Raw genomic sequence first — 25,801 nt, 5'->3', positions numbered from 1 at the left:
CAGAAAAATTATAGTAAGTAAGGTTTTTAGATAATGATTTTTGATAGGTAGGAATCCAATATTCATACACAGAGATGAGAAAAATTAAAGCTTAAAGCTTTTCTCCTGTTTTTGATGAAAGTCCTTTTTTGATGATAATTACACCTTTCTCGCCCTCTTTGAAAATAAAGGTAATTTCACTGTCGTCATCCTGCAGAAAAAACGAATGGTCATTTTCAGCCAGCATTCTTACTTTTGGTTCGTTGTTATTCTGAATAAAAAGCTGCCCATTTTCATACAAAATATGGATTGTATTATCTTCCGACAATGTATAATTACCCGCATATTTTTTAAGAATGGAATCGTCCGGGAGTATTTCTTTTTTTGGCTTTGGAAGCTCATAAGGTTGATTTAAAAGCGCACCCAGAATCGTATTGCCTGCTTTTTCCAGCTTTTTACTGGTAATATTGTTGAGCAGTATAATGCAGATGTCATCATCAGGAATCATCGCCAAATAACTTGTCGCACCTTCAATATTTCCTCCGTGATTAATCACTTTTTTTCCGTAAAGATCATCAATAAACCAGCCGTAGCCGTAGCCGCTTAGAAAAGGTGTTGTTGCTTTCCTGAACGTTTCTTTAGAAACAATCTTATAATCTCTGAGTCCTTTATAGTATTTGTAAAGATCTTCAGCTGTGCTGTAAATCTGCCCTGCAGAAGCTGTTAATTCAGGATTCCATATTTCTGTTTTTTCCTGTCTTGTTTTTGAAAGGTAAGCGTAAGGAACGGTTTTGTCCGGACTTTTCAAAGCTGGGTAATCAAAGCCGGTATGATTCATTTTCAGGGGATCTAAGATGAATTTTCTCACAGCATCTTCATAAGAAAGGCCTGTAATTTTTTCAATAATAACTCCAAGCAGAATATATCCCGAATTGGTATATGAAAACTGGCTTCCCGGTTCAAAATCTAAAGGCTCATCCTTGAAAAAGGAAATTTCCTTATTTGGGCTAATGCTTTCTCCCGTATGAAGAAGACGGAAATATTCCTTGTTTCGCAATGGTTCATAAATTCCTGAAGTGTGGGTGAGGAGATGCTCGACTGTAATTTCATTTCCTCTGGGATAACCTGCAATAAATTTAGAGATAGGATCTTTTACAGAGAGTTTTCCTTCTTCGCTTAGCTTTATGATAGTTAATGCAGTAAAAGATTTCGTTAAAGAAGCAATCTGGTAAATGCTGTTGTTTTGATTAGGAATTTTCTTTTCTGCGTTCTGCCAGCCATAAGATTTTTCAAAGATGGTTTTATTTTGATAATGGATCAGTGCTGTTCCATTAAATTTATTAATTGCAGAATAAGCCCTGATAATCCCATCTATTTCCTTTTTTTTCTTTTCTAAGTTATCCACGGGAACATCCGTTGTATTTTGGGCCTTGAATGGAGAACAGAATGTACTGGATATAAAAGTTATACACCCTAAAAAGAAAATATAATGTTTACAGTTCATGGTATTGCCGTTTTTTTTAACAGGGTAAAAGTAAGCAGAGTTTTTTCAATTAAACCGCTCCTCATCAGAAAATATTTAAAATTAATATCCAGAAACAAATTGAAAATAGATTTTAATAATTATTTTTGCTCGACTTAACATATATTAAAAAAACATTAAAATAATATGGCATCTGGTTTTTTTGCAATTTTAGATGATATCGCGGCACTGATGGATGATGTAGCGGTGACAAGTAAAATAGCCACACAGAAAACAGCGGGTATCCTTGGCGATGATCTGGCTGTGAATGCAGAGAAGGCAACAGGTTTCCTTTCTTCACGGGAAATTCCGGTTTTGTGGGCAATTACAAAAGGCTCATTTATCAACAAATTGATCATTCTGCCCGTTGTATTTTTGCTCAACTGGCTGTATGCACCTGCAATTAATTACGTATTGATTCTCGGAGGATTATATTTGGCTTTTGAAGGGGTTGAAAAAATTATAGAATTTCTTTTTCACCGCGAAAAAGAAGGTCATGAAGTTGTGGAAGAAATTATTGAGGATGAAAAAAGTGATGAAGAGATAGAAAAAGCAAAGGTAAAATCGGCAATTACTACAGATTTTATTTTATCAATTGAGATTGTAATTATTGCTTTAGGAACAGTTTTGGAAGAAAATCATCCTTTCATTACTCAGATTTTAGTAACCAGTTTGGTAGCATTTATTGCGACTGTAGGAGTTTACGGAATTGTTGCTTTAATCGTAAGAATGGATGATGCAGGATTTAAGCTAATCAAAAAAAGTAATGATAAAGGGTTCTTTGGAAAGCTTGGACATCTGTTGGTAAAAGCTCTCCCTATCGTTATTAAAGCTTTGGGAGTTATCGGGACAATTGCCTTAATTATGGTAGCTGGTGGTATTTTTGCCCATAGAATTGAATTTCTTCACCATGTTTTACCTTCCTGGTCTTCTAATGAATTTCTGACTATTTTAAAGGAAATTATTCTTGGTCTTATAGGAGGATTAGGTGCTGTAGCTATTTTTACGGCAGGGAAGAAAATCTACTCACTGGCATTTAAAAAATAATTGTTTACAGATATAACAACAAAAAAACTCAGCAGTACTGTACTGCTGAGTTTTTTTATATTTGAATAAAAAGAGGCCTTGTAAGCCTCTCCGAATTAATTGAATAAATCTTTTACTTTATCAAAAAAAGTCTTCTCCTTTCCGGAAGGTTCTGCAACCATTTCTCCACTTGACATCTGCTTTTCAAAGAAATCTTTCTGTTCTTTAGTCAGTTTTTGTGGGGTCCATACATTAATGTGAATGAACATATCACCTTTTCCATAGCTGTCGATGCTTGGAAGGCCTTTTCCTGCCAGTCTAAGGATCTTTCCGGACTGTGTACCCGGATCAACAGTAATTTTCACTTTACCGCCTACTGTAGGAACTTCTTTCTTAGTTCCCAAAGCTGCTTCTGCAAATGAAACATATAATTCCTGGTGAAGATTATCTCCCTCTCTCTTAATTGTTTTATCTACTTCCTCTTCAATGATCACTAAAAGATCTCCCGGGATTCCGCCGAAAGGAGCATCATTTCCTTTTCCTCTTACATTAAGCTGGATACCATCTCTTGCCCCTGCCGGAATATTGATGGAAATTTCTTCCTCATCTTTTATTAATCCCTGTGCATTGGCTCCTGCTGGAATTTTATCTGCCACTTTACCGATTCCCTGACAGGTACTGCAGGTAGTCTGTGTCTGCATCTGTCCGAACATGGTGTTCATCACTTTAAGCTGAACACCGGAACCGTTACAGGTAGGGCATACTTTTGAGGTGGCACCTTCCGCCATCTTCATTTTTTTTACTTTGATGGTTTTTTGTGTTCCGTTTACCATTTCTTCAAGATTCAGTTTGATTCTGATCCTTAAATTAGATCCCTTCACCTGCTGACGTCCTCCGCCGTTTCCACCAAAGCCGCCAAAGCCACCACCAAAAATATCTCCAAACTGGCTGAAAATATCCTCCATGTTCATCCCTCCGCCGAAGCCTCCGCCTCCGAAACCTCCATTACCACCCATTCCGGCATGGCCGAACTGGTCATATCTGGCACGTTTCTGGTCGTCGCTCAGTACTTCATAAGCTTCTGCAGCTTCCTTGAATTTTTCTTCAGCCTCTTTATCTCCTGGATTCTTATCCGGGTGATATTTGATGGCCATTTTTCGGTATGCTTTCTTTATCTCGTCAGCTGATGCAGATTTACTGATCTCAAGAACTTCGTAATAATCTCTTTTTGACATGTTGATTATAATTGATTACTGATAAATGATAACTGATGTTTATTGCATATGGTTTAAAGCCTGCTGCCAATCAATTATCTATCACCATTTATCATTTATTTAATATTAGTTTCCTGTTACTACTTTTGCAAAACGGATCACTTTATCACCTAAAGTATATCCTGTTTCAATAACATCTACGATTTTGCCTTTCAGATCTTCAGATGGAGCAGGAATCTGAGTAATGGCTTCATGGAAATCTACGTTGAACGTATCACCTGCATTAACTTCCATAGCTTTTAAGCCTTTTTCCGTGAGTTTGTTTTTAAACTTCTGATAGATCAGCTCAACACCTTGAAGGTCAGATGGATTTCCGTTTTTAGCAATTTCTTTTAAAGCCCTTTCAAAGTCATCCAAAACACCCAGCATAGAAACCATCATATCCTGGTTGGCATACTGGAAGAATTCCATTTTCTCTTTGGATGTTCTTTTTTTATAATTTTCGAATTCAGCGTACAATCTGATATAACGGTCCTTTTCTTCTGCCAAAAGTTCTTCTGCAGAAGGTTTAGCTGTCACATTGTCCTCAGATACTGCTTCGTCCTGAATGTTGTTTATTTCCTGATTATTGATGCTTTCTTCGTTAATATCCTGGTTTTCCATAATTCAATATTTATTTAAAGAATTGATTGACAAAGAACCTGCCAAATACAAAAAATGGACATTAAGGCAGAAAATGGAGAAGCTGATTGATTGTGAAAGGTCAATTTTGCTATGCAAGTTAATGGTCAATTACCGGTGTGGTAAAAATTCACAATTGCCAATTCACTATTCACTACACTTTTAATTGTGAAAGGTCAATTTTGTTACGCAAGTTAATGGTCAATTACCGGTGTGGTAAAAATTCACAATTGCCAATTCACTATTCATTACACTTTTAATTGTGAAAGGTCAATTTTGTTACGCAAGTTAATGATCAATTACCGGTGTGGTAAAAATTCACAATTGCCAATTCACTATTCACTACACTTTAAGTTTGAATGGTCAATTTTGCTACGCAAGTTAATGGTCAATTACCGGTATGGTAAAAATTCACAATTGCCGATTCACTATTCACTACACTTTTAATTGTGAAAGATCAATTTTGCTATGCAAGTTAATGGTCAATTACCGATGTGGTAAAAATTCACAATTGCCAATTCACCATTAACATTTCATCTTTTCTATCCGGTAAACGTTTGGTATAGTAAGTACAGATTCAGGATAATAATGATAATAGAAATGAGCCAGACAGATATTTTCAAGAAAGGCTTATTCACGAATTCTCCCATTTTAGTCTTGTCGTTGGTAAACATAACCAGGGGAACCACTGCAAAACTCAGCTGCATGGATAAAATTACCTGGCTTAAAACCAGTAAATCAGTTGTCCCCTGTTCACCATAAATAATAGCAACAATTAAAGCGGGAATAACAGCAATAAGTCTTGTAATCAGTCTTCGTAGCCATGGTTTTAACCGGATATTTAAGAAACCTTCCATAACGATCTGGCCTGCAAGCGTTCCTGTAAGTGTAGAATTTTGCCCTGATGCCAGTAAAGCAATCGCAAAAGCAATACTTGCCATAGAAGCACCTAAAATAGGAGTCAGCATTTTGTAGGCATCATGAATATCTGCCACGTGTTTATTTCCTGTAGTATGAAAGGTTGCGGCAGCAAGAATAAGAATGGCTGCATTGATAAAGAAAGCCAGCATCAATGAAACGGTACTGTCCAGAGTTGCAAATTTTATGGCTTCCTTTTTACCTTCCCGGTCCCGCGGATAATCTCTTGTCTGAACGATACTGCTGTGTAGGTATAAATTATGAGGCATTACGGTGGCGCCTAAAATACCGATAGCGATATAAAGCATGGCAGGGTTCTGGATGATTTCCTTTTGAGGAACCAATCCGCCAAGGATTTCATTAAAAGCCGGCTCTGAAATTATAATTTCATAAATGAAGCAGGCCAAAATAATAAAAATAAGTCCGCCCACAATACTTTCTATCCATCGGAAACCCTTGGACTGAAGCAGAAGAATGATCAGAACATCCACTGTGGTAATCACAATTCCCCAGGTAAGAGGAATATGAAACAGGAGATTTAATGCAATGGCAGAACCAATCACCTCGGCAAGATCACAGGCAGCAATGGCTATTTCACAAAACACCCACAGAATAAAATTGGTGGTAGGATTAAAGTGATCACGACAGGCCTGAGCAAGATCCCTTTCGGCAACAACTCCTAATTTCACAGATAAATGCTGTAAAACCATTGCGAAAATATTTGAAATAAGAATTACAGAAAGCAGAGTATACCCAAATTGGGCACCTCCGGCAATATCAGTAGCCCAGTTTCCCGGATCCATATATCCAACGGCAATCATGAGCCCCGGACCGGCAAATGCCAGATACTTGCGCCAAAACGGGGCATTTCGGGGAACTTTTATAGAGGAATAGACCTCGGAGAGGGAGTGGGATGTTTTATCTTTACGCCAGGCGCTGTTTAATTTGAAATTCATAAATGTTAGAAATGACTAACAAATTTAATTAAATAAATATAAATGTGAAAGTATGTAAATAAAAAAATCCCGGAAATTAATTTCCGGGATCCTATTTTTAAAGATTCTAAAGATCTATTTTGCAAATCTTACAGACATTTTTCTGTCCGCAGCTCTTTCTGCATCTGAAGCTTTGGCATCTACTGTAGCAAATTTGCTTCCGTAACCTTCAGCACCTAAAACCTGAGCACCAACTCCTGCTTTTGCTAAAGCACTTTTGATGAAATCAGCTCTGGCCTGAGATAGTTTTACGTTAGAAGCTTCATTTCCTGTTTTATCAGTATATCCTCCTATTTTGATTTTTGCATCCGGGAATGCTTTTAAAATAGCCACCAAGTTATCAAGCTGTCCCTGAGAACCTGCTTCCAATTCAGTAGAACTTCCCATTTTGAAGTTTACATGGTCAAAATCATACCACTTATCTTTCAATGCTGCATCATCAGCTGCATTTTTATAATCACCTGACTTAAGGAAAGTAATCATCTGATCTTCCATACCTCCTTTGTATCCTTTCAGCATTACACCATTAAGATCAATATTTTCATCTGTTCTGGTTGTTGTTGCAGTTGTTGCGGAAGTATCTGCAGGGGCAATGGTAGCCGCAGTATCAGTGGTTGATCCTGTAGAGTCCACTACTGTGGTAGTTGTAGTTGTTTCTTTCTTCTCACACTGCTTCCAAATAAAATAAGCTGCAGCGATTAAAAGTAAAAGCGGAAGCAACCATTTCCAGATTGAACCTCCGCCATCATTATTATTTCTGTCAGGATTGGTTCCTGCAGATGTAGTACTTCTTGTAACTTCTATTTTAGGCTCTGCACTGGCTGCTGGTCTGGTGGCATCATTATCATTATCATTATCAAATTTATACCCTTTTGCCCAGTCGCCGATATTAAGAGATGCAAGAGAAAGTCCTGCCGGTAAAAGTGAAGAAATGATTCCTTTTTGTTCACCTAACAGGTTCGAAATTCCAGATTTGCCTAAATTATTATCAGTAGCATATTTTCCGATAGTACCTACCGTAGCTCCTGTTACTAAATTAAGCAGTGAACTGGAAGAATTATTACTGATTCCTGCATAGGTTGCAATGGCATTCACTATTCCACTGATCTTGTCTCCAAAAATAGACGTCAGTAAATTGGAAATTATAGGATTACTAGAAGCACCTCCTACTAAATTTCCTAAAATTCCGCTTGATGAAGCGTTGGTAATTGCATCCAAAACTCCCGGATTATCAGAATTATTGGCTAATCCTCCTACAACTGCAGGAAGCAATCCTCCAATTGCTTTTGAAATACCGGATTCACTTTCTCCAAACTGAGAAGCTGCTTGCGAAATTAAAGCGGGACCTAACTGTCCTTTAATTAAATCAATGACATTTAAAGACATAATAAATTATTTTTTTAGATTAATGTTGCATAAATTTAAACAAAAATCTGTCCAAAAGTCATTTTTTTTAAATATTTATTTAATTTCCAGCAAAGTTTTTGAAAATCAGTAAAAATTACTAGTAAGCTTTTGCGAATAATACACGTCTCTTCGACGGTTTTCCACTGATCAGAGAAATACCTTCTTCAATATCATCATCTAAAGGAATACATCTAATAGTAGCCTTTGTTTCGTCCTTGATCTGTTCCTCTTCTTCAGCAGTTCCATCCCAATGTGCATAAATAAAACCTCCTTTTTCTTCAAGAACTTTCTTGAATTCCTCATAAGTATCTACTCTTGTGATATTATCTTTTCTGAAATTAAATGCTTTTTCATAAAGGTCTTTCTGTATGGTCTGCAACAACTCCTGAATATAAGTGTCAATTCCTTCGATAGAACGAACTTCTTTAGTCAGGTTGTCTCTTCTTGCAATTTCTACAGATTTATTTTCAAGATCTCTTGGTCCCATTGCAATTCTTACAGGAACTCCTTTTAATTCGTATTCTGCAAACTTCCATCCCGGTTTGTTATGGGTATCATCATCAAATTTAACAGAGATGCCTTTTGCCTTTAATTTAGCTACGATATCAAGTGCCACTTCACTGATCTGGGCCAATTGCTCTTCTCCTTTGAAGATAGGAACAATAACCACCTGAATTGGAGCCAGGGTAGGAGGAAGCACCAATCCGAAATCATCGGAATGGGTCATGATCAAAGCTCCCATCAAACGGGTGGAAGTTCCCCAAGAAGTTGCCCATGCATGTTCAATCTTCCCTTCCTTATTGGTGAATTTCACATCGAATGCTTTCGCGAAATTCTGGCCTAAGAAGTGAGATGTTCCTGCCTGAAGTGCTTTTCCATCCTGCATTAACGCTTCGATACAATAGGTTTCGTCAGCTCCGGCAAATCTTTCAGACGGTGTTTTTAGTCCTTTAATAACAGGCATCGCCATGAACTTTTCTGCAAAATCTGCATATACATCATTCATTTTTTCAGCTTCTTCCACAGCTTCATCTTTGGTAGCATGTGCCGTGTGTCCTTCCTGCCAAAGGAATTCCGCTGTTCTAAGAAACAAACGGGTTCTCATTTCCCAACGGACAACATTGGCCCATTGGTTGATCAGGATCGGCAGGTCTCTGTAAGACTGGATCCAGTTTTTGTATGTATTCCAGATAATGGCTTCAGAAGTAGGGCGTACAATAAGCTCTTCCTCTAATTTAGCATCTGGATCTACGATAAGTTTGTGTGGATTGTCCGGGTCCGTTTTTAATCTATAATGGGTAACTACTGCACATTCTTTAGCAAAACCTTCTGCATTTTTTTCTTCTGCCTCAAACAGGCTTTTGGGCACAAAAAGCGGGAAATAAGCATTAACGTGACCTGTTTCTTTGAATCTTTTATCCATTTCATCACGCATTTTTTCCCAGATTGCATAGCCGTATGGTTTAATCACCATGCATCCTCGCACTCCAGAGTTTTCAGCTAAGTCAGCTTTTACCACCAACTCATTATACCATTTGCTGTAATCTTCGCTTCTTGAGGTTAATTTTGCCATTATTTTTTTTAATTTTTTTTAACTTTTGTACATTATTGTAATCTAAAAATAAAAATCTATTTTTGATAGATTTTTTTACCAGTGTTTTGGTACATTTTTGGTACAGATTGCAAATATAATTTAAATTAAAAATCTTTACGTTATCATGAAAAGAAATATACATAAAAATTTGCTTGGTGTGTTAAAATCCAAAGGGATTTTGGCAATATCAGGCGGATTGCTGCTTGTGTCTTGTGGTGCTCAAATGGGAGGATACACGGAGACCGATGGGGTATACTACGACCCTAATAAAGATACCCTGCCAGAAGGAGTAATCATCCATGATGGCGGTAACAGGGTAGGAGAAAATTATGATTATTATCAAGACTCTAATGTGATCCAGAATGCGCAGGCTAATTCCAGAGAACAGGACAACAAATACAGTACATGGAGCGATAATAACTGGAACACGAACGCTACCGATTCAGACTGGGGTGCATTTGCCGGGTCTCAGACCAACTATTATGATAATTCCTGGGGTTCTCCTTGGGGATGGTATGGCGGTTATAGCCCTTATTGGGGAATGAACCGCGGCTGGGGCTGGGGAATGAATATGTCCTGGGGCTGGGGTGGATCGTTTGGATGGGGAGGATCATTCGGCTGGGGCTGGGGAAGTCCTTACTGGGGATATGGATATTCTCCTTATTGGGGTGGATATTATGACCCGTTCTGGGGCGGCGGTTACGGTTACCCATATTGGGGCTGGAATGGCGGCTACTGGGGTAATGGCTACAGACCGGTTTACAGAAGAAGCGGCGGTGGTGGATTCAGCAATCCTGGTTTAACGAATGCTGTGTACAGAACCAATACCTCTGGCTTCCGAAACAGTGGAAATGGTTTCCGCAGTACATCGACTAATAACGGTTTCAGAAACGGCAGTACGAACGGCGGTTTCAGAAACAATGGTTCATATAACAACGGAGGATTCAGACAAGGGAATGGCGGATATAGAACACAGCCACAGTCAGGAGGATTCCGTAATTCAAATTCTCAACCAAGACCTAATTATAACTCTCAGCCAAACTACAATAACGGAGGTTTCAGATCCAATGACAACGGAGGTTTCAGGTCAAGCGGAGGCTCTTCAGGTGGAGGCTTTAGAGGCGGTTCTTCAGGCGGCGGTATGAGATCCGGCGGTGGAGGCGGCGGCTTCAGAGGCGGAAGATAATTTCAAACTTAATAACTATTAAAAAAATAATGTTAAAAAAATCTTTAGTATTAATGAGTGTTTCTGCTGCATTTTATGCGCAGGCACAGGATGTTTCTATATTGAGAAATACTGTAGATGTTTATTCCAGCACTCCCATGGTGGGTTCATCAAAATTCAATGCAATGGCAGGAGCTAACGGAGCATTAGGAGGTGACACGAACTCACTGCTTACCAATCCTGCCGGTTTGGGGGTAGCTATTTCCGGGGAAGTTTCCGGAACGGTATCTATTGCAGGAAATAAAAATAAAAGCAGCTGGGGAGGAACTTCCATTGATTACAGCAAAACTAATACGGATCTTGGAAATATAGGAGGGGTAATTGCTTTTCCTTTGATGAGCGAATCTGGATGGAAGTTTATCAATATCGGAATCAATTATTCCAACCAGTCACTGGATAATTATGTAGAATCTCCCGGAAGCAATAATGTGATCAAGGATTTTACTGATAAAAGTGCATCTTTTGCAGGTCATGCCTACAACAGATACGGAAACCTTTCAAAAACAAGTTTTGGGGTGGGTGCCAATTATAATCATAATTTATATGTTGGAGCAGGATTTAATTTTTTCAACACATCTATTGATCAGTACGATACAGCAGCCTTCCAGTCATTGGATAATGGTTCCATGGAATATTTTGACAGACAAAACACTCCTATGTCTGAAAGATCTTCAGGATTTTCTGCCTCATTAGGGGTGATCGGAAAGCTCAGCCCTAATTTCAGAATTGGTGGTGCTATAGAAACTCCGACCTTCTGGCGTATAGACAGAAGTTATAATTTCTATAATGATCCGGATTACGGTGATGGTAGCGGAGCCGAATCAAGGGATCTTACAACACCGCTTAAAGCGACAGTGAGTGCTGCATTTGTTGCAAGCAAGAACTTTTCATTAAACGTAGATTATACTCTAGGATTAACAAGACCTAAATATAAAGTGGTTACAGGTGCTGAAAGCGAGCTGAACAGTTTCTTCAAAGACAATTATAAAAACCTTTCAGAGGTAAGAATAGGTGCAGAATACAGGATACAACAGTTCAGATTGAGAGGTGGTTATTCTTACACATCCAATCCTTTTGATGCTTTAACAGTAAGCCAGGTAAATCCGGATGCTTCCACATCAGATCAGTCATACAGCGATATGATGCTTAATAACAGAAACCTTGCCTCATTCGGTTTGGGGTATGATTTCAAATCATTCTATATAGATGCATCTTATCAGTATGTAACTTCTACATACAGCAATCCTTTCTTAAGAGGTATTGAAACAGGAAATCCTTCTACTGATACAGCGTATTATTCTGATACAAGAATTATGTCATCAGACTATTTTGCTGTTTCAGAAGTGAAAAATAACAGGAATAACTTCTTTATTACATTAGGCTGGAAGTTCTAATTCCAGATTGTGTAATGAGTGATTAAATTGAAGGCTCCGGATTTAATTCGGGGCTTTTTTGTGCTTAATAAAAAATGATTAGTGAGAATGTCCGGCAGCCGGATGATGGTGGAAAAGATGCATGATGAGTGCTAATGAAACTCCAATAATGACCAAACCTATCTTCATCCAGTCGATATTGTGATTCTTATTGCTCTCAAAAATAATCACAGATGATATGTGAAGGAAAATACCTCCTACAATAGCCAGAAAATAAGGCTGTAGATCGGGATTGAAATAATTCCCAAGCAGCATTCCCATCGGTGAGGCAAGGGCAAATAATGCAACAATCAGAATGGAAGGATAGGGTGACGTTTTGGACTCATTTTTTCTGTTGAATAAAAAGGCTCCAAGAATAAAGGAAATAGGAAGATTGTGAAACAGAATTCCCAGAAGGTAAGGCGAAAGCTGATGCTCTTCATTAGCCAAAGGAATTCCTTCTATAAAAGCATGTATAAATAGTCCTACCATCAAAGCTACAGGAAGAATATTGTGTTCATTATGATGGTGAAAATGGCCGTGTTCGAAACCCTTTGTCAAAGCTTCCAGGATCATCTGAAGCAATACGCCTGCGATCACAAAAATTCCGAGACTGCTTCCTGCTTCAGAAGTATATACCTGTGGGAAAACTTCGTTCAGGCAGATGGTAATCAGGAATCCGGCACTCAGGACCAGCAGGTTTTTAGCCAGCTTTTCTTTTTTTCCGAAATGCTTGCCCAGAAATACCCCTGTAATAACGCTTAATATCAGTAAAACAACTGTTATCATGCTTTTTTCTTAAATAAATTGATGCAGCGTGGTGAAACTTCACGGTCAAATTCATTCAGCTGGTAATCGCCCCAAATCTTTACTCTTTCAAAACCGCAGTCTGTTGCGTAGGAATTGATGGTTTCCAAAGTGTGAAGCTTTACTTTTTCAAAGAAATGAAAAGATTTTCCGTCCGCTTCAAAACGGATGTCTTTGACGATGTGTCGTCCTTCAATCTTTTTCAGGATTTTAAAATCAATATTGCCACGGGTAATGGTAGATTCAGGAATTAAGTTTTTTCTTACGTATTCTTCATTCAGATAATCCAGAACAAAATACCCACCCGGCTTTAAAATACCATAAACTGACTGGAAAACTTTTTTGTCATCGCTTTCATTGTCAAAATATCCGAAGCTGGTAAATAAATTGAATACGGCATCCATAGGATCGGCATCAATCGGGTTCCGCATATCGTGGACATTGAAAAGAAGTGTCTGGGTTTCAAACTGCTTGTCGAATTCAATACTTTGTCTGGAAAGGTCAAGACCCAATACATCATAGCCCAGTTTATTCAAAAAAACAGAGTGTCTTCCTTTTCCGCAAGCCAGATCAATAATCTTGGATGAAGGGGGTAACTGAAGGTCTTCAGTAAGCTTTGTAATGAAATTTTCGGCTTCCGTATAGTCCCTGTTGCTATAAAGAAGATGATAATAAGGTGTATCAAACCAAGATTCAAACCATTCCATAATGCAAAAATAACTAAATTTGTGCGGTTAAAAGCAAAGTATTTAAATAATGAAAGATCAGAAGCTTCAATTAACAGTAAAATTGAACCCGTAATCTTTTCATTTTTAAATCATTAAATCTTTTAATAAATATTTATGGACACAGAAAATCTAAAGATTCAGATAAAGACCTTCTTCGGTCTGGAGCAGATCCTTGCAGAAGAAATTAAAAAATTAGGCGGAAAAAACGTTGAAATTAAAAACCGTGCAGTCAATTGTGAAGGCGACCTCGGTTTTCTTTATAAAATTAACTACTCGGCAAGAACAGCATTGAAAATCTTAATTCCTGTTTTTGAATTTAAAGCATTTAATCAGCATCAGTTTTACAATAAGCTTTCTGCCATTGCATGGGAAGAATATATGGATGTAGATCAGTCTTTCGCAATTGACTCTACTGTAAATTCGGAGACATTCAAGCATTCGCAGTTCGTGACTTTAAAAATGAAGGACGCCATCGTAGATTATTTTCAGGAAAAATTCAAAAGACGTCCTGATGTAGAGACGAAAAGCCCGGATATCAAGTTTCATCTGCATATTGACAGAGAATTAGTAACAATTTCTTTAGATTCTTCCGGAGATCCTTTATTTAAAAGAGGCTATAGAAAAGAGCAGGGTGAAGCACCTATCAATGAAGTGCTGGCTAGCGGAATGCTGCAGCTGGCAGGCTGGGATGGAAAAGGAAACTTTCTGGACCCGATGTGCGGTTCAGGAACCCTTCTTGTTGAAGCGGCAATGATTGCAATGGATCTTCCTGCTCAGATTTTCAGAAGGAGATTTGCGTTCCAGAACTGGGCTAATTATGACGCGGATCTTTTTGCAAAGATTAAAGAAGTTAGGGTAAACAGAGTAAGGGAATTTACCGGAAAGATTGTTGGTTATGATATTGATAACAGAATGCTGAATGCGGCCAGAACGAATATCGAAGCAGCAGAAATGGAAGATGTGATTGAAGTGAAAAAACAGGACTTCTTTGAGTCCAAAAAAGAGCTTTTCCCATTATTAATGGTTTTCAATCCGCCTTATGATGAGAGAATTGCTATTAACGATGATGATTTCTACAAAAAAATAGGAGATACATTCAAAACAAGCTATCCGAATACTTTGGCCTGGCTGATCTCATCCGATCTGGAAGCCGTGAAGAAGATCGGACTCCGTCCTTCAAGGAAGATCAAACTTTTTAATGGAAAGCTGGAAACCAGATTCCTTCAGTATGAAATGTATGAGGGCACGAAGAAACTTCATAAAATTGAAAAAGAAGAATAAGATTTTAAATATAAACCTTCCGGTCACGGAAGGTTTTTTGTGCTGTATTGAAAAAAGGAATAGTTTTGCTCAAACTAAAATGAAACATGTGGAATTTTTTTGATGGATTGGGAAATATATTGAACGGACTGGATTTACTCCTCAATAGTTCATCATCTTTAAGAATGAATTGTAATAAAAAGGCTGAAAAAAAGAAGAAAACAAAATATTTTACTGAGAAAGTAAGTGCAAGTTTTATAGTTGCTGCTGTGGTTTTACTTTTTTTTGTCTTTAAGGATCCGCTTCCGGAGGAAAATTACTTACAAACTTTAATTATAATTTCTTTGATAGGAGCTGCTATTTCAGGGGTGTTGTTTTTTCTTCTGTATGTTCTGGAGCTGTATTATTTTAAAAGTCTTTTTAAGCTCTTGCTTTTTAGTGGTTCTGTGATCCTGTTTTTTATTTCGTTGGTATCATTCATTTATTTTAAATCAGGTTTATTTTTATAGTTTGAATTTACTATAGAAACTCGTTGATTTGGCAGATTATGCAGATCTTTTTGTCTTCTTAAGCAAGCTCCCATACCTACAGATTGATAAACTAACTATATCAAAACAGAAGGTACATGCCCATACTGCTTTTTGAAAGCATAAGAAAAATGAGAAAGATCTTCAAAACCGACTTCCAAAAATACATCCGAAGGTCTTTTATGTTTTTCTTTTAAATGATAATAAGCCAGTTCAAGACGTTTTCGGGTAAGCCACCGCTGAGGCGTAGTCTGAAAAACCTTCCTGAAATCCCTGTTGAAAGTGGAAAGGCTTCTTCCCGTCAGATAGCCAAATTTTTCCAAAGGCATATTGAACATATAATTCTTTTCCATAAATCCAATCAGATCAATTTTTCCCGGTTCTTCAAAGTCGTTAAGGACAGTATCTATATCTTTATCAATTTCCCTTAAAATACTGATAGCTTCAGTAATTTTCAATGAGGCAATATTTTCCGGAAAAGTTCCTTCCATTTCAAAATATGGAATCAGGGAGGCCAGACAGCTTTTCAGCAACGGATGGTTTTGAAAACTATGAATTTTAGACTCCCGGCTAAAAGTCTTATGCTTCACGTCAACGGAAGCATAAAACTGTTTCAGTCTTTCTGTGGTGAGATGCATCACCACAGCTTTATGAGGAAGCCCATCTTTAGGATAATTGATGATCGTGGCCAGATGATTTCTAGGAATCAGGAAAATATCCCCAGCTTTGAATACATAGGTTTTATCCGCCTGGATAATCTTTGTTTCCCCCGATATAAACCAGACCAGCATATGGAATTCAAAAACAGTTTCTGTTTTGAAAAGCCTGTCGTCATAGGTAGAAAGTTTGATGTCCGGAGTGATATACTGTATGTTGAAATCCATGATCTGTAGTTTATAGTTACAAATGTATTTAAAAATGGATTATTCCGTATCGAATTTGAAGCCAAGCATTTTTTCACTTAATGTCCATAATCTTTCCGCATTGTCTCTATCAATTGAGTAGGGCTGGACGCCGCTGATCGTTGCAGGTTCATCATATCTGTGCTCTATCTGTCCAAAATCAATTTCAGCGATATCACAATTTTCACAATAAACGCCTCCGATATTTTGAAGCATAGGGCTTGTTGCACACCAAACGGTTGTAGCAGCACCTTGCGGAATCGTTTTTAGTTTCGCTTCAACTTCAGGTTTTATTTTTCCGTTTTCATCATGGGTTCCCATCTGAATATAAAGATCGATGGGCTCTTCTCTTCCAAGGTCCGTGCCATAAACAGAGCCAGGATGCAATGAATAAGCTCTGATATTGAACTTTTTTCCTCTTTCATCTAATGCCGTGGCCAATAAATTACAGGCTGTCTTAGACTGTCCATATCCCAACAGTGTCTGGTATTCTCTTTTCTCAAAGTTCGGGTCTTCAAAGTCAAACGGAGCCATCTGGTGACCATAAGATGAAACATTCAATACCCGCGCGCTGTCTGCTTTTTTAAGTGCTGGCCAAAGCCTTGCTGTCAAATGAAATGATCCAAGATAATTGGTTGCCAGCTGTGACTCGATACCCCTGCTGTCTCTTCGGAGAGGGACCCACATAATTCCGGCATTGTTGATCAGGAGATCAAGTTTTCTCCCGGATGCCAGGAATCTTTGGCCAAAGTTATCGATAGACGCAGGGTCCATCAGGTCCATTTTTTCAAGTTCAATATTTTCAATACCTGCAAGATTCTTTCCTGCTTTTTCAATATCTCTTGCAGGAATAATTACTTTGGCACCCGCAGATGCAAGAACTTTAGTAGTTTCGAGGCCTATTCCTGCATAGCCGCCTGTGATGATTGCTGTTTTGCCGGTAAGATCTATTTCTCTGATGATTTCCTGAGCCGTAGATTCTGCATTAAATCCTGACTGGACAGGATGCTGTAGTGGATTGATGTTGTGTGTCATTTTTTAGGTTTAAATTTCTACAACAAAGGTACAGGCTGTTAATTCTTAAGATTTTGTTTAAAATGTCAAATTATTGTGTTGAGAGTTTCAAATCGATACTTTTACATGCCTATTTAAAAGTTAATTTCTTTGAATAAGCTGTTAAACTGTTTGTAGATTCCTCTGCGAATAAGTAATTTTGAAAAATTTTCAATTTGAGACCTACCATTTCCATTGTTGTTGCTATTTTCAACCGAAAGGATGAACTTTTTGAACTGCTGAATTCTTTAACTTTTCAGACGGATAAAGAGTTTGAGGTAGTTATTGTAGACGACGGTTCTCTTATTGATCTTAAGCCTACTATTCATAATTTTGAGGGTATATTAGATATCAAATATTTCAGAAAGGACAATTCAGGTCCCGGACTTACCAGGAATTATGGTGCAAAAAGAGCTCAGAATGAATGGCTGCTTTTTGTAGACAGCGATGTGATTGTAGAAAAAGACTATATCGAAAATATTAAAAAAGATATAGAAACCATTCCGTGTGATGCTTTCGGTGGGGCGGATAAAGCCCATAAAGGTTTTAACCTGATGCAGAAAGCCATTTCCTATTCTATGACCTCAGTTTTTACAACAGGAGGAATCAGGGGAAGTAAAAAAGCGGTATCCAGATTTCAGCCAAGAAGCTTTAATATGGGGGTGAATAAAGAGGTTTTTGAAAAAGTAGGTGGGTTTTCCGAAATGAGGATCGGCGAAGATCCGGATCTGTCCATGACACTTTGGGAAAACGGTTTCAAAACTGCTTTTTTTGATGACATTGCAGTATATCATAAGCGGAGAGTGGATTTGGGTAAATTCTCGAAACAGGTATATCAGTTCGGATGTGCAAGGCCTATTCTTAACCAGAGACATCCTAATTATGTAAAGATATCTTTTGCATTTCCAACACTTTTCATGTTGGGATATATTTTAGGTTTTATAGAATATTTTATTCTGGGAAGAGGGATTATTCTAGCATTTTACGGACTGTATACATTCCTTGTATTTTTCCATGCCATGTTTGTAACGAAGAATATAAGTATTGCCGGAATGGCGGTAATTTCCACCTACATTCAGATGTTTTCCTACGGATACGGTTTTCTTAAATCATGGGTGCTCCTGAATATTTTCAGAATGAAGCCGGAAGATGCTTTCCCAAAACATTTCCATAAAAAATAGATTTAAAAAATAAAAGCTGTCAGAAATTCCGACAGCTTTTATAACAATAAAATTAGGATATGTATAGAGTTTCATGGTTGAGAACGCCTGTCTTCAGCATGCATTCCCGCATTTTTTCATAAGTTCTGGCGATATCGTGATCCAATCCGATCGAGAATCTGATCAGTCCGTCCGATATGCCCATTGCTTCACGCTCTTCTTCAGGAATCTCTGATGAAGTTGAACTTCCCGAGCATGAAAATAAAGTTTTGTAGAATCCTAAGCTTACAGCCAGATACCCCAGATTTTCCTGCTGCATCATTTCCATCAGCTCATTGGCTTTGTCAGTGGTGCCAGCATCTACCGTCAGCAATCCTCCGAATCCATATTCCTCGTACATCATACTTTTCATCAGTTCATGATCCTTGTGGGATTTCAACCCCGGATAAGATACTTTAAGCCCGTCTTTTTCAAACCTTTCTGCAAGATACATGGCGTTATGGCTGTGCTGTTTCATTCTGATGTGAAGTGTTCTCAGATTTTTCAGGATACTGGCAGAACGAAAGCTGTCCATAGTAGGTCCCAGCAGCATGCAGGCTCCGTTGTTTACATTTTTCGTATCATTGATGAATTCCTGTGTTCCGCAGTATACACCGCCTACCGTATCGCTGCTTCCGTTAATGAATTTGGTTAAACTATGAATAACGATATCAGCACCTAATAATGTAGGTGAAACAGAAAGAGGGGAGAAGGTGTTATCTACGATCAGTTTCAGATTGTATTTTTTACAGATTTCTGAAAGTTTTCTAAGGTCTGCCACTTCAAGAAGCGGGTTGCTCACACTTTCGCAGTAAATAACTTTGGTATTAGGGGTTATAGCATTCTCTATAGACTCAAAGTTGCTGATGTCTACAAAAGTGGTATCAATATGAAAAGGAGGCAGAAAGTTTTTAAGAAAAGCATAAGTTCCACCGTAAATCGTTCTGCTGGAAATAATGTGGTCACCACTTTTACATACTTGCATTAATACAGAAGTGATAGCGCCCATTCCGGATGCCGTAACGTTGGCTGCCTCGGTATTTTCCATTTTGGCAAGTGCCTGGGCAAGGTAAAGATTCATCGGGGATGAATGCCTGGAATATAAATAACATCCTTCAGCATTTCCCTCAAAGGTATCAAACATGGTTTTTGCGGAAAGGAATGTATAAGTAGAGCTGTCAGAAATGGATGGATTTACTCCTCCGAATTCACCAAAATACTGAAGATCCTGGATCTCATTAGCCGCATTAAAATTTTCCATAAGCTTTTAGATTTTATTTGTCGGCTTAAATATGCTTTGTTTTCAGAATTATTACAAGATATATTTAAATATGTAGAATATAAATCTATAATTTATGCTTTAAATAGAAAATATGTTTGTTATATTTGAATTTATTAAACTTTCCCCAAAAAATTATCTATGAATTTTGATGAAACGGATAAAAAACTGCTTCTTTTACTCCAGGAAGACTGCAAACAGACCACCAAAGAGCTGTCTTACAAGCTTAATTTGTCTGTAACGGCTGTTTATGAACGCATAAAAAAGCTTGAAAACCTGGGTGTAATCTCAAAATATGTGGCATTACTGGACCGGCATAAAGTAAGCCGGAATTTTATAGTGTTATGTCATATAAAATTAACCCAGCACAAAAAAGAATTTGTGCTGCAGTTTGAAAGGGAAGTCATGAATCTACAGGAAGTCACAGAATGTTTTCATGTAAGTGGCGATTACGATTATATCCTTAAAATAGGTGTAAAAGACATGGGAGATTATCGTAATTTTATGCTCAGCAAACTAACGACACTTCAGCATATAGCAAGCACTCACAGCTCTTTTATGATCTCTGAAGTGAAAAATACAACGGCTATTGTTCTGTAAATTATACAAGGACCCCGTTTTTTGAAGCGATAGGTTCAGGAAGATCTTCATGTTCTCCTATCATTTGGAGGACATCGATTTCAATGGTCCGGCATATGGAAAGCATTGGGATATCGAACATCATTCCCTCAAATGGGTTTTCGGAGTAGTCGCCAACCAGTTCCATGACAATATAGATCCAGCCAATAATAACACAGAAAGGGACGCTTACCAATATTCCCCAGTTTCCTAATTTTGCAAATTCATTGACAAGCCCCAAGGGAAGAAGCATAATGAAGATCACATTAAAAATAAAAGCAGTACTCGCGAACTGTCTGGGTGAAGGGAATTTTTTAATTCTTTCCGCCTGACCCTGGTAATCATAAAAAAGGTTGAGAGCATCCTGAAGCTGCATCTGGTTGAAATCTGAAATGTCACCTAAATTTTTCAGATCATTGACTTCTTTGGCTTGTTTTGAGATCAGGTAGGTGGCAAAATTCTTATATTCCGGCTGCAGTTCAAGTTCTTGCTCTGAAAGGTATTTATGTAGGAAAATCGGTGTTCTGCCATAATCGGGAAAGCCTGCTTTAATCAGTCGGTGCCTTCTCACATTAATATCCCCAAAATGTCTTTTTTGAGACATATGTTCCCATTCTGTAGGAACCAGTAATTGCTCACGGAAAGTGTATAACCATGCAATGTGACGGTAGGCAATTTTCTTTTTCATGGTTTCAGTCTCACTGTTGCCTTCCCCTGTGGTATTAAAAGCATACAGCATGGAAACAAAAGAACGGCTGGAATTGACGATTCCGCCCCATATTTTCCGGGCTTCCCATAATCTGTCGTAGGCCTGATTGTTTTTAAAGCCCACATAAAAAGCTTCGGCAGTACCAATCAGGGCTACAGGCACCCATGGAATGATCATCCACTTCCACTTAAAGAAATAGAAAAGGGCTGCCACTAAGGTACACCAAGCCGTAAGCCATATAAGATGGCCGCCTGCGAGGTTTAGAACTTGTCTGTAATTGAAATATTTTGTGGTGATCATAATGCTGTGTGAAATTTGGTGTGCATACAAACAAAAGAAATACCAAAGTAAGCTATTCTAATGCTTATTAAATGTAATAAAAAAAACCTCTAAAAAATTAGAGGTCTTATATATTTAATACTGCTGATTAATATTTCAGCATTTCTTCGATTTTTTTGCTAAGCTTTTCTGCATTTGGAAGCATTTCTTTTTCCAGAACCAGGTTGATTGGAACAGCTGGCACATCAAGAGATCCCATGGTTTCTACAGGAGCATCCAGATACTTGAAGCAGTTTTTCGAGATTCGGTGTGCAAATGCTTCGGCAAATGAGTTGTTCAGCTGTTCTTCTGTCAGAACAATACATTTCCCGTGTGCTTTTACTCTTTCAAAAACAAGCTCTTCATCCAGAGGGATTATTGTTCTCAGGTCGATGACTTCAACTCTTCCGTTAAAATTCTTCACCGCTTCTTTTGCCCAGTAAACCCCCATTCCATAGGTTACGACCAATAAAGTTCTGCCTTTTTCAGTTTCATTCTGGTCTGCTTCAATGATTATTTTACCTTTTCCGAAAGGAAGGATATAGTCTTCTGCAGGCTCAATGGTTTTAGCGTCTTCAGTTCCCGGGACTTTACTCCAGTATAAGCCTTTGTGCTCCAGCATGATCACAGGGTTGGGATCATAATAAGCTGCTTTTAATAAACCTTTGAAATCGGCTGCGTTGCTTGGATAAGCAATTTTAATTCCTTTAATATTGGCTAAGATACTTTCAACGCTTCCGCTGTGGTAAGGACCGCCACCGCCATATGCACCGATTGGTACACGGATGATATTACTTACAGGAAATTTTCCCTGGCTTAAATAGCTTGATTTTGAAATCTCAGTGATCAGCTGATTGATGCCCGGATAAATATAATCTGCAAACTGAACTTCTACAATAGGCTTTAATCCTACCGCACTCATTCCTGCCGTTGATCCAATGATGTATGCCTCCTGAATAGCTGTATTAAATACTCTTTTGCTTCCGAATTTTTTTCCTAAAGTAACCGTTTCTCTGAAAACGCCTCCAATTCTTTCTCCTACATCCTGTCCGTAAAGAAGGGCTTCGGGATGTTTCCACATCAGTTCCTGAACAGCATGGATGGCAGCATCTACCATAACAATTTTCTCACCACCTTCAGGCTCACGGGTTCCTGTTTCCTCAGTAATTGGAGTGGGAGCAAAAACGTGCTGCATTACTGTTTCCGGCTTTGGATCTTCTGCGTTTTTAGCTCTTTCAAAAGCTTCCTCAGCTTCCAGGCGGGCTTTTTTAGTGATCTGCTTTAAAAGATCTTCATCAACTCCTGATTCAAGAAGCTGCTTTCTAAGGATTTCACCCGGGTCTTTAGCTCTGTGTTTGGTTAAATCTTCTTCGTCTCTGTAAAATTCTCTTCGTACTCCGGAAGTATGGTGACCGATAAGAACTGTTTTAGCGCAAACTACTAAAGGTTTTCTTTCAGTTCTTACAAAATCTACAGCCTTCTTCATAGCTTCGAAGCTTTCCACAAAATCTGTTCCGTCTACACGCATTCTGCTAAGGCCTGTGAAACCGGCTACGAAATCATAGGCATCACATGTTCTTGCTTCTTCCTTAGTTACGGAGATTCCCCATTCATTATCCTGTACAAGGAATATAATGGGAAGCTGGTGAAGGGCAGCAAACTGCAAAGCTTCACTTACTTCACCTTCTGTTACAGAATTATCTCCCAGACTGCACACTACAACCGGGTTGTTTGCGAAATTCTGTAAATTAAAATCCTGAATATATTTTATCCCCTGCGCAACACCTGTGGTAGGAATGGTCTGCATCCCTGTAGCCGAGCTCTGGTGAATAATCTTAGGCTTGTTCTCGTCTTTGCTCGATGGATGTGAGTAATATGATCTTCCTCCTGAAAAAGGATCTTCAGCTTTGGCGAGAAGTTGCAGCATCAGTTGGTATGGCTCAAAACCGATTCCTAGAAGAATACTTTCATCACGGTAATAAGGAGATACCCAGTCTTCTTTTTTTAACTGATAAGCTGTTGCCAGTTGAATGGCTTCATGGCCTCTTGATGTACTATGAACATATTTACAGATATTTCTGTTTTCTTCGTAGATATCTGCCATAGCTTTGGCCAGCATCATATGATTGTACGCTTTAAGCAAAATATCCTGAGAAACTTTTTCGTGAAGTGTATTTTCCATAGGAAGCAAATATACACAAAAAAACAAAATACTAACAAGCGTTAGTATTTTGTGTGAAATCTATGTATTTTAAGGATTATTCCTTGATTACTTTTTTAGAAATAACATCTTTGTCTGTTCTTACTTCAATGATGTAAATACCTTTAGTGTATGTAGATAGATCTACAGATTCTTTCTCAGTGTTGATTACTCCATTCTGTAATTTTTTTCCAGAAAGATCATAAATTACGAAAGTTGACTTTTTGGGAGCTTTCAATATGTTTACAATATCTTTTGTAATGGTTGGAGCTATTGCGAGACCGCTTAATGCGTTGGCTTCACCTGTTCCTAAAACAGCTGGTGTCTGGCCTGTAGCTATAATAGAGTAGTTTTGTGGGGCATTGGCGCCAGCATTGTTTTTTAAGGTTCCTTTGTTAGTAATCTCAATTCGGTAAGTTCTACCGGCAACCGGGTTATCTATTACCACTTGTTCTACATTATCTACTGTATTATCCGCCTTAGTTGCAGGAGTCATTGGAGAAGTAGCATTCAGCTTCCAAGGATAATAAATCGTATTGTTTGTTGTATCTATAATTCTTAAATCTAAATCATTTACCAATCTTGATGCTCTGTTGTTATACGCATCAGCCCACGTTAGGTTGGCAGGAATAACGTATTCAGGATCAATCCATGAAATTGTAACTTTCAACGGCTCAGTACCAGATGCTACAACATTCTTTGTGTTTGGAGTACCGCTGGTTAATGTTTCGTTATTAAAGATAACAGTATTGTTAGCTTTTCCCACTAATAACTCAGCACCTTTTTTAGCATTGATGTATCCCCATCCAAACCATGGATCTGGACCTACATTCCCCGCTTCAGAAGCTGAATGAATCATTAAGGTTTTTGCACTTGCTGCATTTAATAACTGATTTGAGAAAAGTTCTTTATTTACTTGTGTCCATAGCCCGATAACTCCGGTCACTACTGGTGCAGAATAAGAAGTTCCGCTTCCGTAGCTATATGTTGTACTGCCAACAGTATTTTCTGCTGTGGCGGCAGAGAATACATCAGTACCTGTAGTTGAAATATCCGGTTTAATTCCTCCGTCATCTCTCGGTCCTGCACTACTGTAGTCAGAATGAACAACATCAGAAGCAGTAGTATATTTAAAGTTATTGGTAGAAATTACATCCGTAGCTCCAACAACGATAATGTTTTTGGCTAAAGATCCAGGTCCGATACAATCAGCTCCATTGCTACAGTTTGTTGTAGGAAGTGTATCTGTTGCAGCAAACTGAACTTGGGCACCATTATCATCGGTATAATATTTAGGAAAAGCAGATGTTCCTGGATAATCAGGTCCGTAACCAAAATAATTACCGGAAGATTTTACAATAATATAAGAAGGATTGTTATATACAATCTGATCATAGTTTTGATCTTGACTGAAATAAGTTCCCTGTAAATCCATAGAAGTAGAAGGGCTTTCAAAAACACCTGGCCAAACCCATGCATTTACACCATTTACAGTTTTAACATCCCAACCTTGATTGGTTCCATATGAGTGATTAGACAGATTAGGCTGGGCAGCAAGTATTTTTTGAAATACAGTACTTGGTGTAGTATTGCCAGGTAATGTAGTAGTTGCAAATCTGTAAGAATCCATTGTAGAATTGATAGCAACTCCTCTTGTATTTCCACTAAGGCCACCACCACTTACGTTTATACTTTTACCGCCGATAAAACTCGCTACACCTGTTGCATGTGCACTGTAAATTTCTGTTGTAGCTTCTTTATTGGTAATTCTTCCCGCGAGATTGTCGAAAGCGAGATGAGCTGCATATACTCTGCCTCCATCAAAAATTGTATACTTAATGCCTTCACCATTATAGGCGTTGGTTAATCCTACTACACCGCCTGCTGTATTAAGATTATCAGCATTGGCATTCGCAACCTGTCTGCTATCTTCTTTTTGATAAAAGAAAGGCTTACCATTTGGAGTAAATCCAGCTAAATTACTTCTTAGTTCTTCAATTTCTTTTAAAGTCTCCGAAGATTTGTCTGCTCCGTAATGTTTTGAAACATAAGAGTCAAACTTTGCAGAATTCTCTTTGTTTTGTTTTTCAAACTCTCTTTTTAATCCTTCATTGTTTTGCGCACTTATTAATGTAATTGCCAAAGTGCTGACCAAAAGTAAATGTTTCTTCATAATGGTTCAGTAAATATTAAAATTTTTAGATTAGCAAATATATACTAAAATCTTT

At 38.1% G+C, this 25,801-nt stretch carries 20 protein-coding genes; 6 read left to right on the top strand and 14 right to left on the bottom strand.

Translation table 11 applies throughout. The features are described from left to right. Window positions 1–91: 91 nt before the first annotated feature. Window positions 92–1,483, bottom strand: a complete 1,392-nt coding sequence (locus ACTJIV_RS09540; RefSeq protein WP_440627078.1) for a serine hydrolase — start codon at window positions 1,481–1,483, stop codon at window positions 92–94. Window positions 1,484–1,648: 165 nt separating this feature from the next. On the opposite strand from ACTJIV_RS09540, the gene ACTJIV_RS09535 reads away from it, so the two are divergent. After that, window positions 1,649–2,548 (top strand): DUF808 domain-containing protein, encoded by a 900-nt coding sequence (locus ACTJIV_RS09535; RefSeq protein ID WP_111956209.1) that lies wholly within the window; start codon window positions 1,649–1,651, stop codon window positions 2,546–2,548. Window positions 2,549–2,643: 95 nt separating this feature from the next. Here the strand turns inward: ACTJIV_RS09535 and dnaJ are convergent, their stop codons facing one another. From dnaJ to proS, 5 genes are all read right to left on the bottom strand, one after another. Then, complete coding sequence (gene dnaJ, locus ACTJIV_RS09530) at window positions 2,644–3,762, bottom strand: molecular chaperone DnaJ (RefSeq protein ID WP_111956211.1); 1,119 nt, start codon at window positions 3,760–3,762, stop codon at window positions 2,644–2,646. Window positions 3,763–3,867: 105 nt separating this feature from the next. Next, window positions 3,868–4,404 (bottom strand): nucleotide exchange factor GrpE, encoded by a 537-nt coding sequence (locus ACTJIV_RS09525; RefSeq protein ID WP_111956213.1) that lies wholly within the window; start codon window positions 4,402–4,404, stop codon window positions 3,868–3,870. Window positions 4,405–4,964: 560 nt separating this feature from the next. Beyond that, window positions 4,965–6,296, bottom strand: coding sequence for an Nramp family divalent metal transporter (locus ACTJIV_RS09520; RefSeq protein ID WP_111956215.1), 1,332 nt, complete (start codon window positions 6,294–6,296; stop codon window positions 4,965–4,967). 114 nt (window positions 6,297–6,410) lie between these two features. Beyond that, the gene (locus ACTJIV_RS09515; protein ID WP_440627076.1) at window positions 6,411–7,721 is read right to left on the bottom strand and encodes a DUF937 domain-containing protein; all 1,311 of its coding nucleotides are present in this window, start codon (window positions 7,719–7,721) and stop codon (window positions 6,411–6,413) included. Between the two features lie 118 nt (window positions 7,722–7,839). After that, window positions 7,840–9,315 (bottom strand): proline--tRNA ligase, encoded by a 1,476-nt coding sequence (gene proS, locus ACTJIV_RS09510; RefSeq protein WP_111956267.1) that lies wholly within the window; start codon window positions 9,313–9,315, stop codon window positions 7,840–7,842. Window positions 9,316–9,460: 145 nt separating this feature from the next. Here proS and ACTJIV_RS09505 point away from each other — a divergent pair, with 145 nt between their 5' ends. Continuing rightward, window positions 9,461–10,522 (top strand): prolyl-tRNA synthetase, encoded by a 1,062-nt coding sequence (locus tag ACTJIV_RS09505; protein ID WP_440627074.1) that lies wholly within the window; start codon window positions 9,461–9,463, stop codon window positions 10,520–10,522. 29 nt (window positions 10,523–10,551) lie between these two features. Continuing rightward, entirely contained in the window at window positions 10,552–11,955 is a 1,404-nt protein-coding gene (locus tag ACTJIV_RS09500; RefSeq protein WP_440627072.1) for an OmpP1/FadL family transporter, read from the top strand. A 78-nt stretch (window positions 11,956–12,033) separates the two neighbouring features. On the opposite strand, the gene ACTJIV_RS09495 is transcribed toward ACTJIV_RS09500, so the two are convergent. Further along, window positions 12,034–12,759 (bottom strand): ZIP family metal transporter, encoded by a 726-nt coding sequence (locus ACTJIV_RS09495; protein ID WP_111960944.1) that lies wholly within the window; start codon window positions 12,757–12,759, stop codon window positions 12,034–12,036. Beyond that, on the bottom strand, window positions 12,759–13,487 hold the full coding sequence (locus tag ACTJIV_RS09490) for a class I SAM-dependent DNA methyltransferase (RefSeq protein WP_223558667.1): 729 nt from the start codon (window positions 13,485–13,487) through the stop codon (window positions 12,759–12,761). Before ACTJIV_RS09490 ends, ACTJIV_RS09495 begins: the two co-directional genes overlap by 1 nt. Before the next feature lie 135 nt (window positions 13,488–13,622). On the opposite strand from ACTJIV_RS09490, the gene ACTJIV_RS09485 reads away from it, so the two are divergent. After that, entirely contained in the window at window positions 13,623–14,789 is a 1,167-nt protein-coding gene (locus ACTJIV_RS09485; RefSeq protein WP_440627070.1) for a THUMP domain-containing class I SAM-dependent RNA methyltransferase, read from the top strand. A 583-nt stretch (window positions 14,790–15,372) separates the two neighbouring features. Here ACTJIV_RS09485 and ACTJIV_RS09480 read toward each other — a convergent pair. Both ACTJIV_RS09480 and ACTJIV_RS09475 read right to left on the bottom strand, forming a co-directional pair. Then, on the bottom strand, window positions 15,373–16,179 hold the full coding sequence (locus ACTJIV_RS09480) for a helix-turn-helix domain-containing protein (protein WP_440627068.1): 807 nt from the start codon (window positions 16,177–16,179) through the stop codon (window positions 15,373–15,375). Window positions 16,180–16,218: 39 nt separating this feature from the next. Beyond that, on the bottom strand, window positions 16,219–17,232 hold the full coding sequence (locus tag ACTJIV_RS09475; protein WP_440627066.1) for an SDR family NAD(P)-dependent oxidoreductase: 1,014 nt from the start codon (window positions 17,230–17,232) through the stop codon (window positions 16,219–16,221). 194 nt (window positions 17,233–17,426) lie between these two features. On the opposite strand from ACTJIV_RS09475, the gene ACTJIV_RS09470 reads away from it, so the two are divergent. Then, complete coding sequence (locus ACTJIV_RS09470; RefSeq protein WP_440627064.1) at window positions 17,427–18,431, top strand: glycosyltransferase; 1,005 nt, start codon at window positions 17,427–17,429, stop codon at window positions 18,429–18,431. 52 nt (window positions 18,432–18,483) lie between these two features. Here the strand turns inward: ACTJIV_RS09470 and ACTJIV_RS09465 are convergent, their stop codons facing one another. Then, window positions 18,484–19,710 carry an aminotransferase class I/II-fold pyridoxal phosphate-dependent enzyme gene (locus ACTJIV_RS09465; RefSeq protein WP_440627062.1) on the bottom strand — a complete coding sequence of 409 codons (1,227 nt, stop codon included), beginning with the start codon at window positions 19,708–19,710 and terminating at the stop codon, window positions 18,484–18,486. A gap of 159 nt (window positions 19,711–19,869) precedes the next feature. On the opposite strand from ACTJIV_RS09465, the gene ACTJIV_RS09460 reads away from it, so the two are divergent. Then, a complete protein-coding gene (locus tag ACTJIV_RS09460) occupies window positions 19,870–20,328 on the top strand; it encodes an Lrp/AsnC family transcriptional regulator (protein WP_440627060.1) in 459 nt (152 codons plus the stop codon). Window position 20,329: 1 nt separating this feature from the next. On the opposite strand, the gene ACTJIV_RS09455 is transcribed toward ACTJIV_RS09460, so the two are convergent. The 3 genes from ACTJIV_RS09455 to ACTJIV_RS09445 form a co-directional block, all read right to left on the bottom strand. Next, window positions 20,330–21,355 carry a bestrophin family protein gene (locus ACTJIV_RS09455; RefSeq protein WP_111960932.1) on the bottom strand — a complete coding sequence of 342 codons (1,026 nt, stop codon included), beginning with the start codon at window positions 21,353–21,355 and terminating at the stop codon, window positions 20,330–20,332. A 127-nt stretch (window positions 21,356–21,482) separates the two neighbouring features. After that, complete coding sequence (locus tag ACTJIV_RS09450) at window positions 21,483–23,555, bottom strand: alpha-ketoacid dehydrogenase subunit alpha/beta (RefSeq protein ID WP_440627057.1); 2,073 nt, start codon at window positions 23,553–23,555, stop codon at window positions 21,483–21,485. A gap of 76 nt (window positions 23,556–23,631) precedes the next feature. Then, window positions 23,632–25,746 (bottom strand): S8 family peptidase, encoded by a 2,115-nt coding sequence (locus tag ACTJIV_RS09445; protein WP_440627055.1) that lies wholly within the window; start codon window positions 25,744–25,746, stop codon window positions 23,632–23,634. Window positions 25,747–25,801: the final 55 nt, after the last annotated feature.

The organism is Chryseobacterium sp. 22532 (assembly GCF_052044665.1).
GTDB classification, from domain to species: Bacteria; Bacteroidota; Bacteroidia; order Flavobacteriales; family Weeksellaceae; genus Chryseobacterium; species Chryseobacterium lathyri.
The sequence above is the reverse complement of the archived record's forward strand: the minus strand, read 5'-3'. Positions and strand labels throughout refer to the sequence as shown.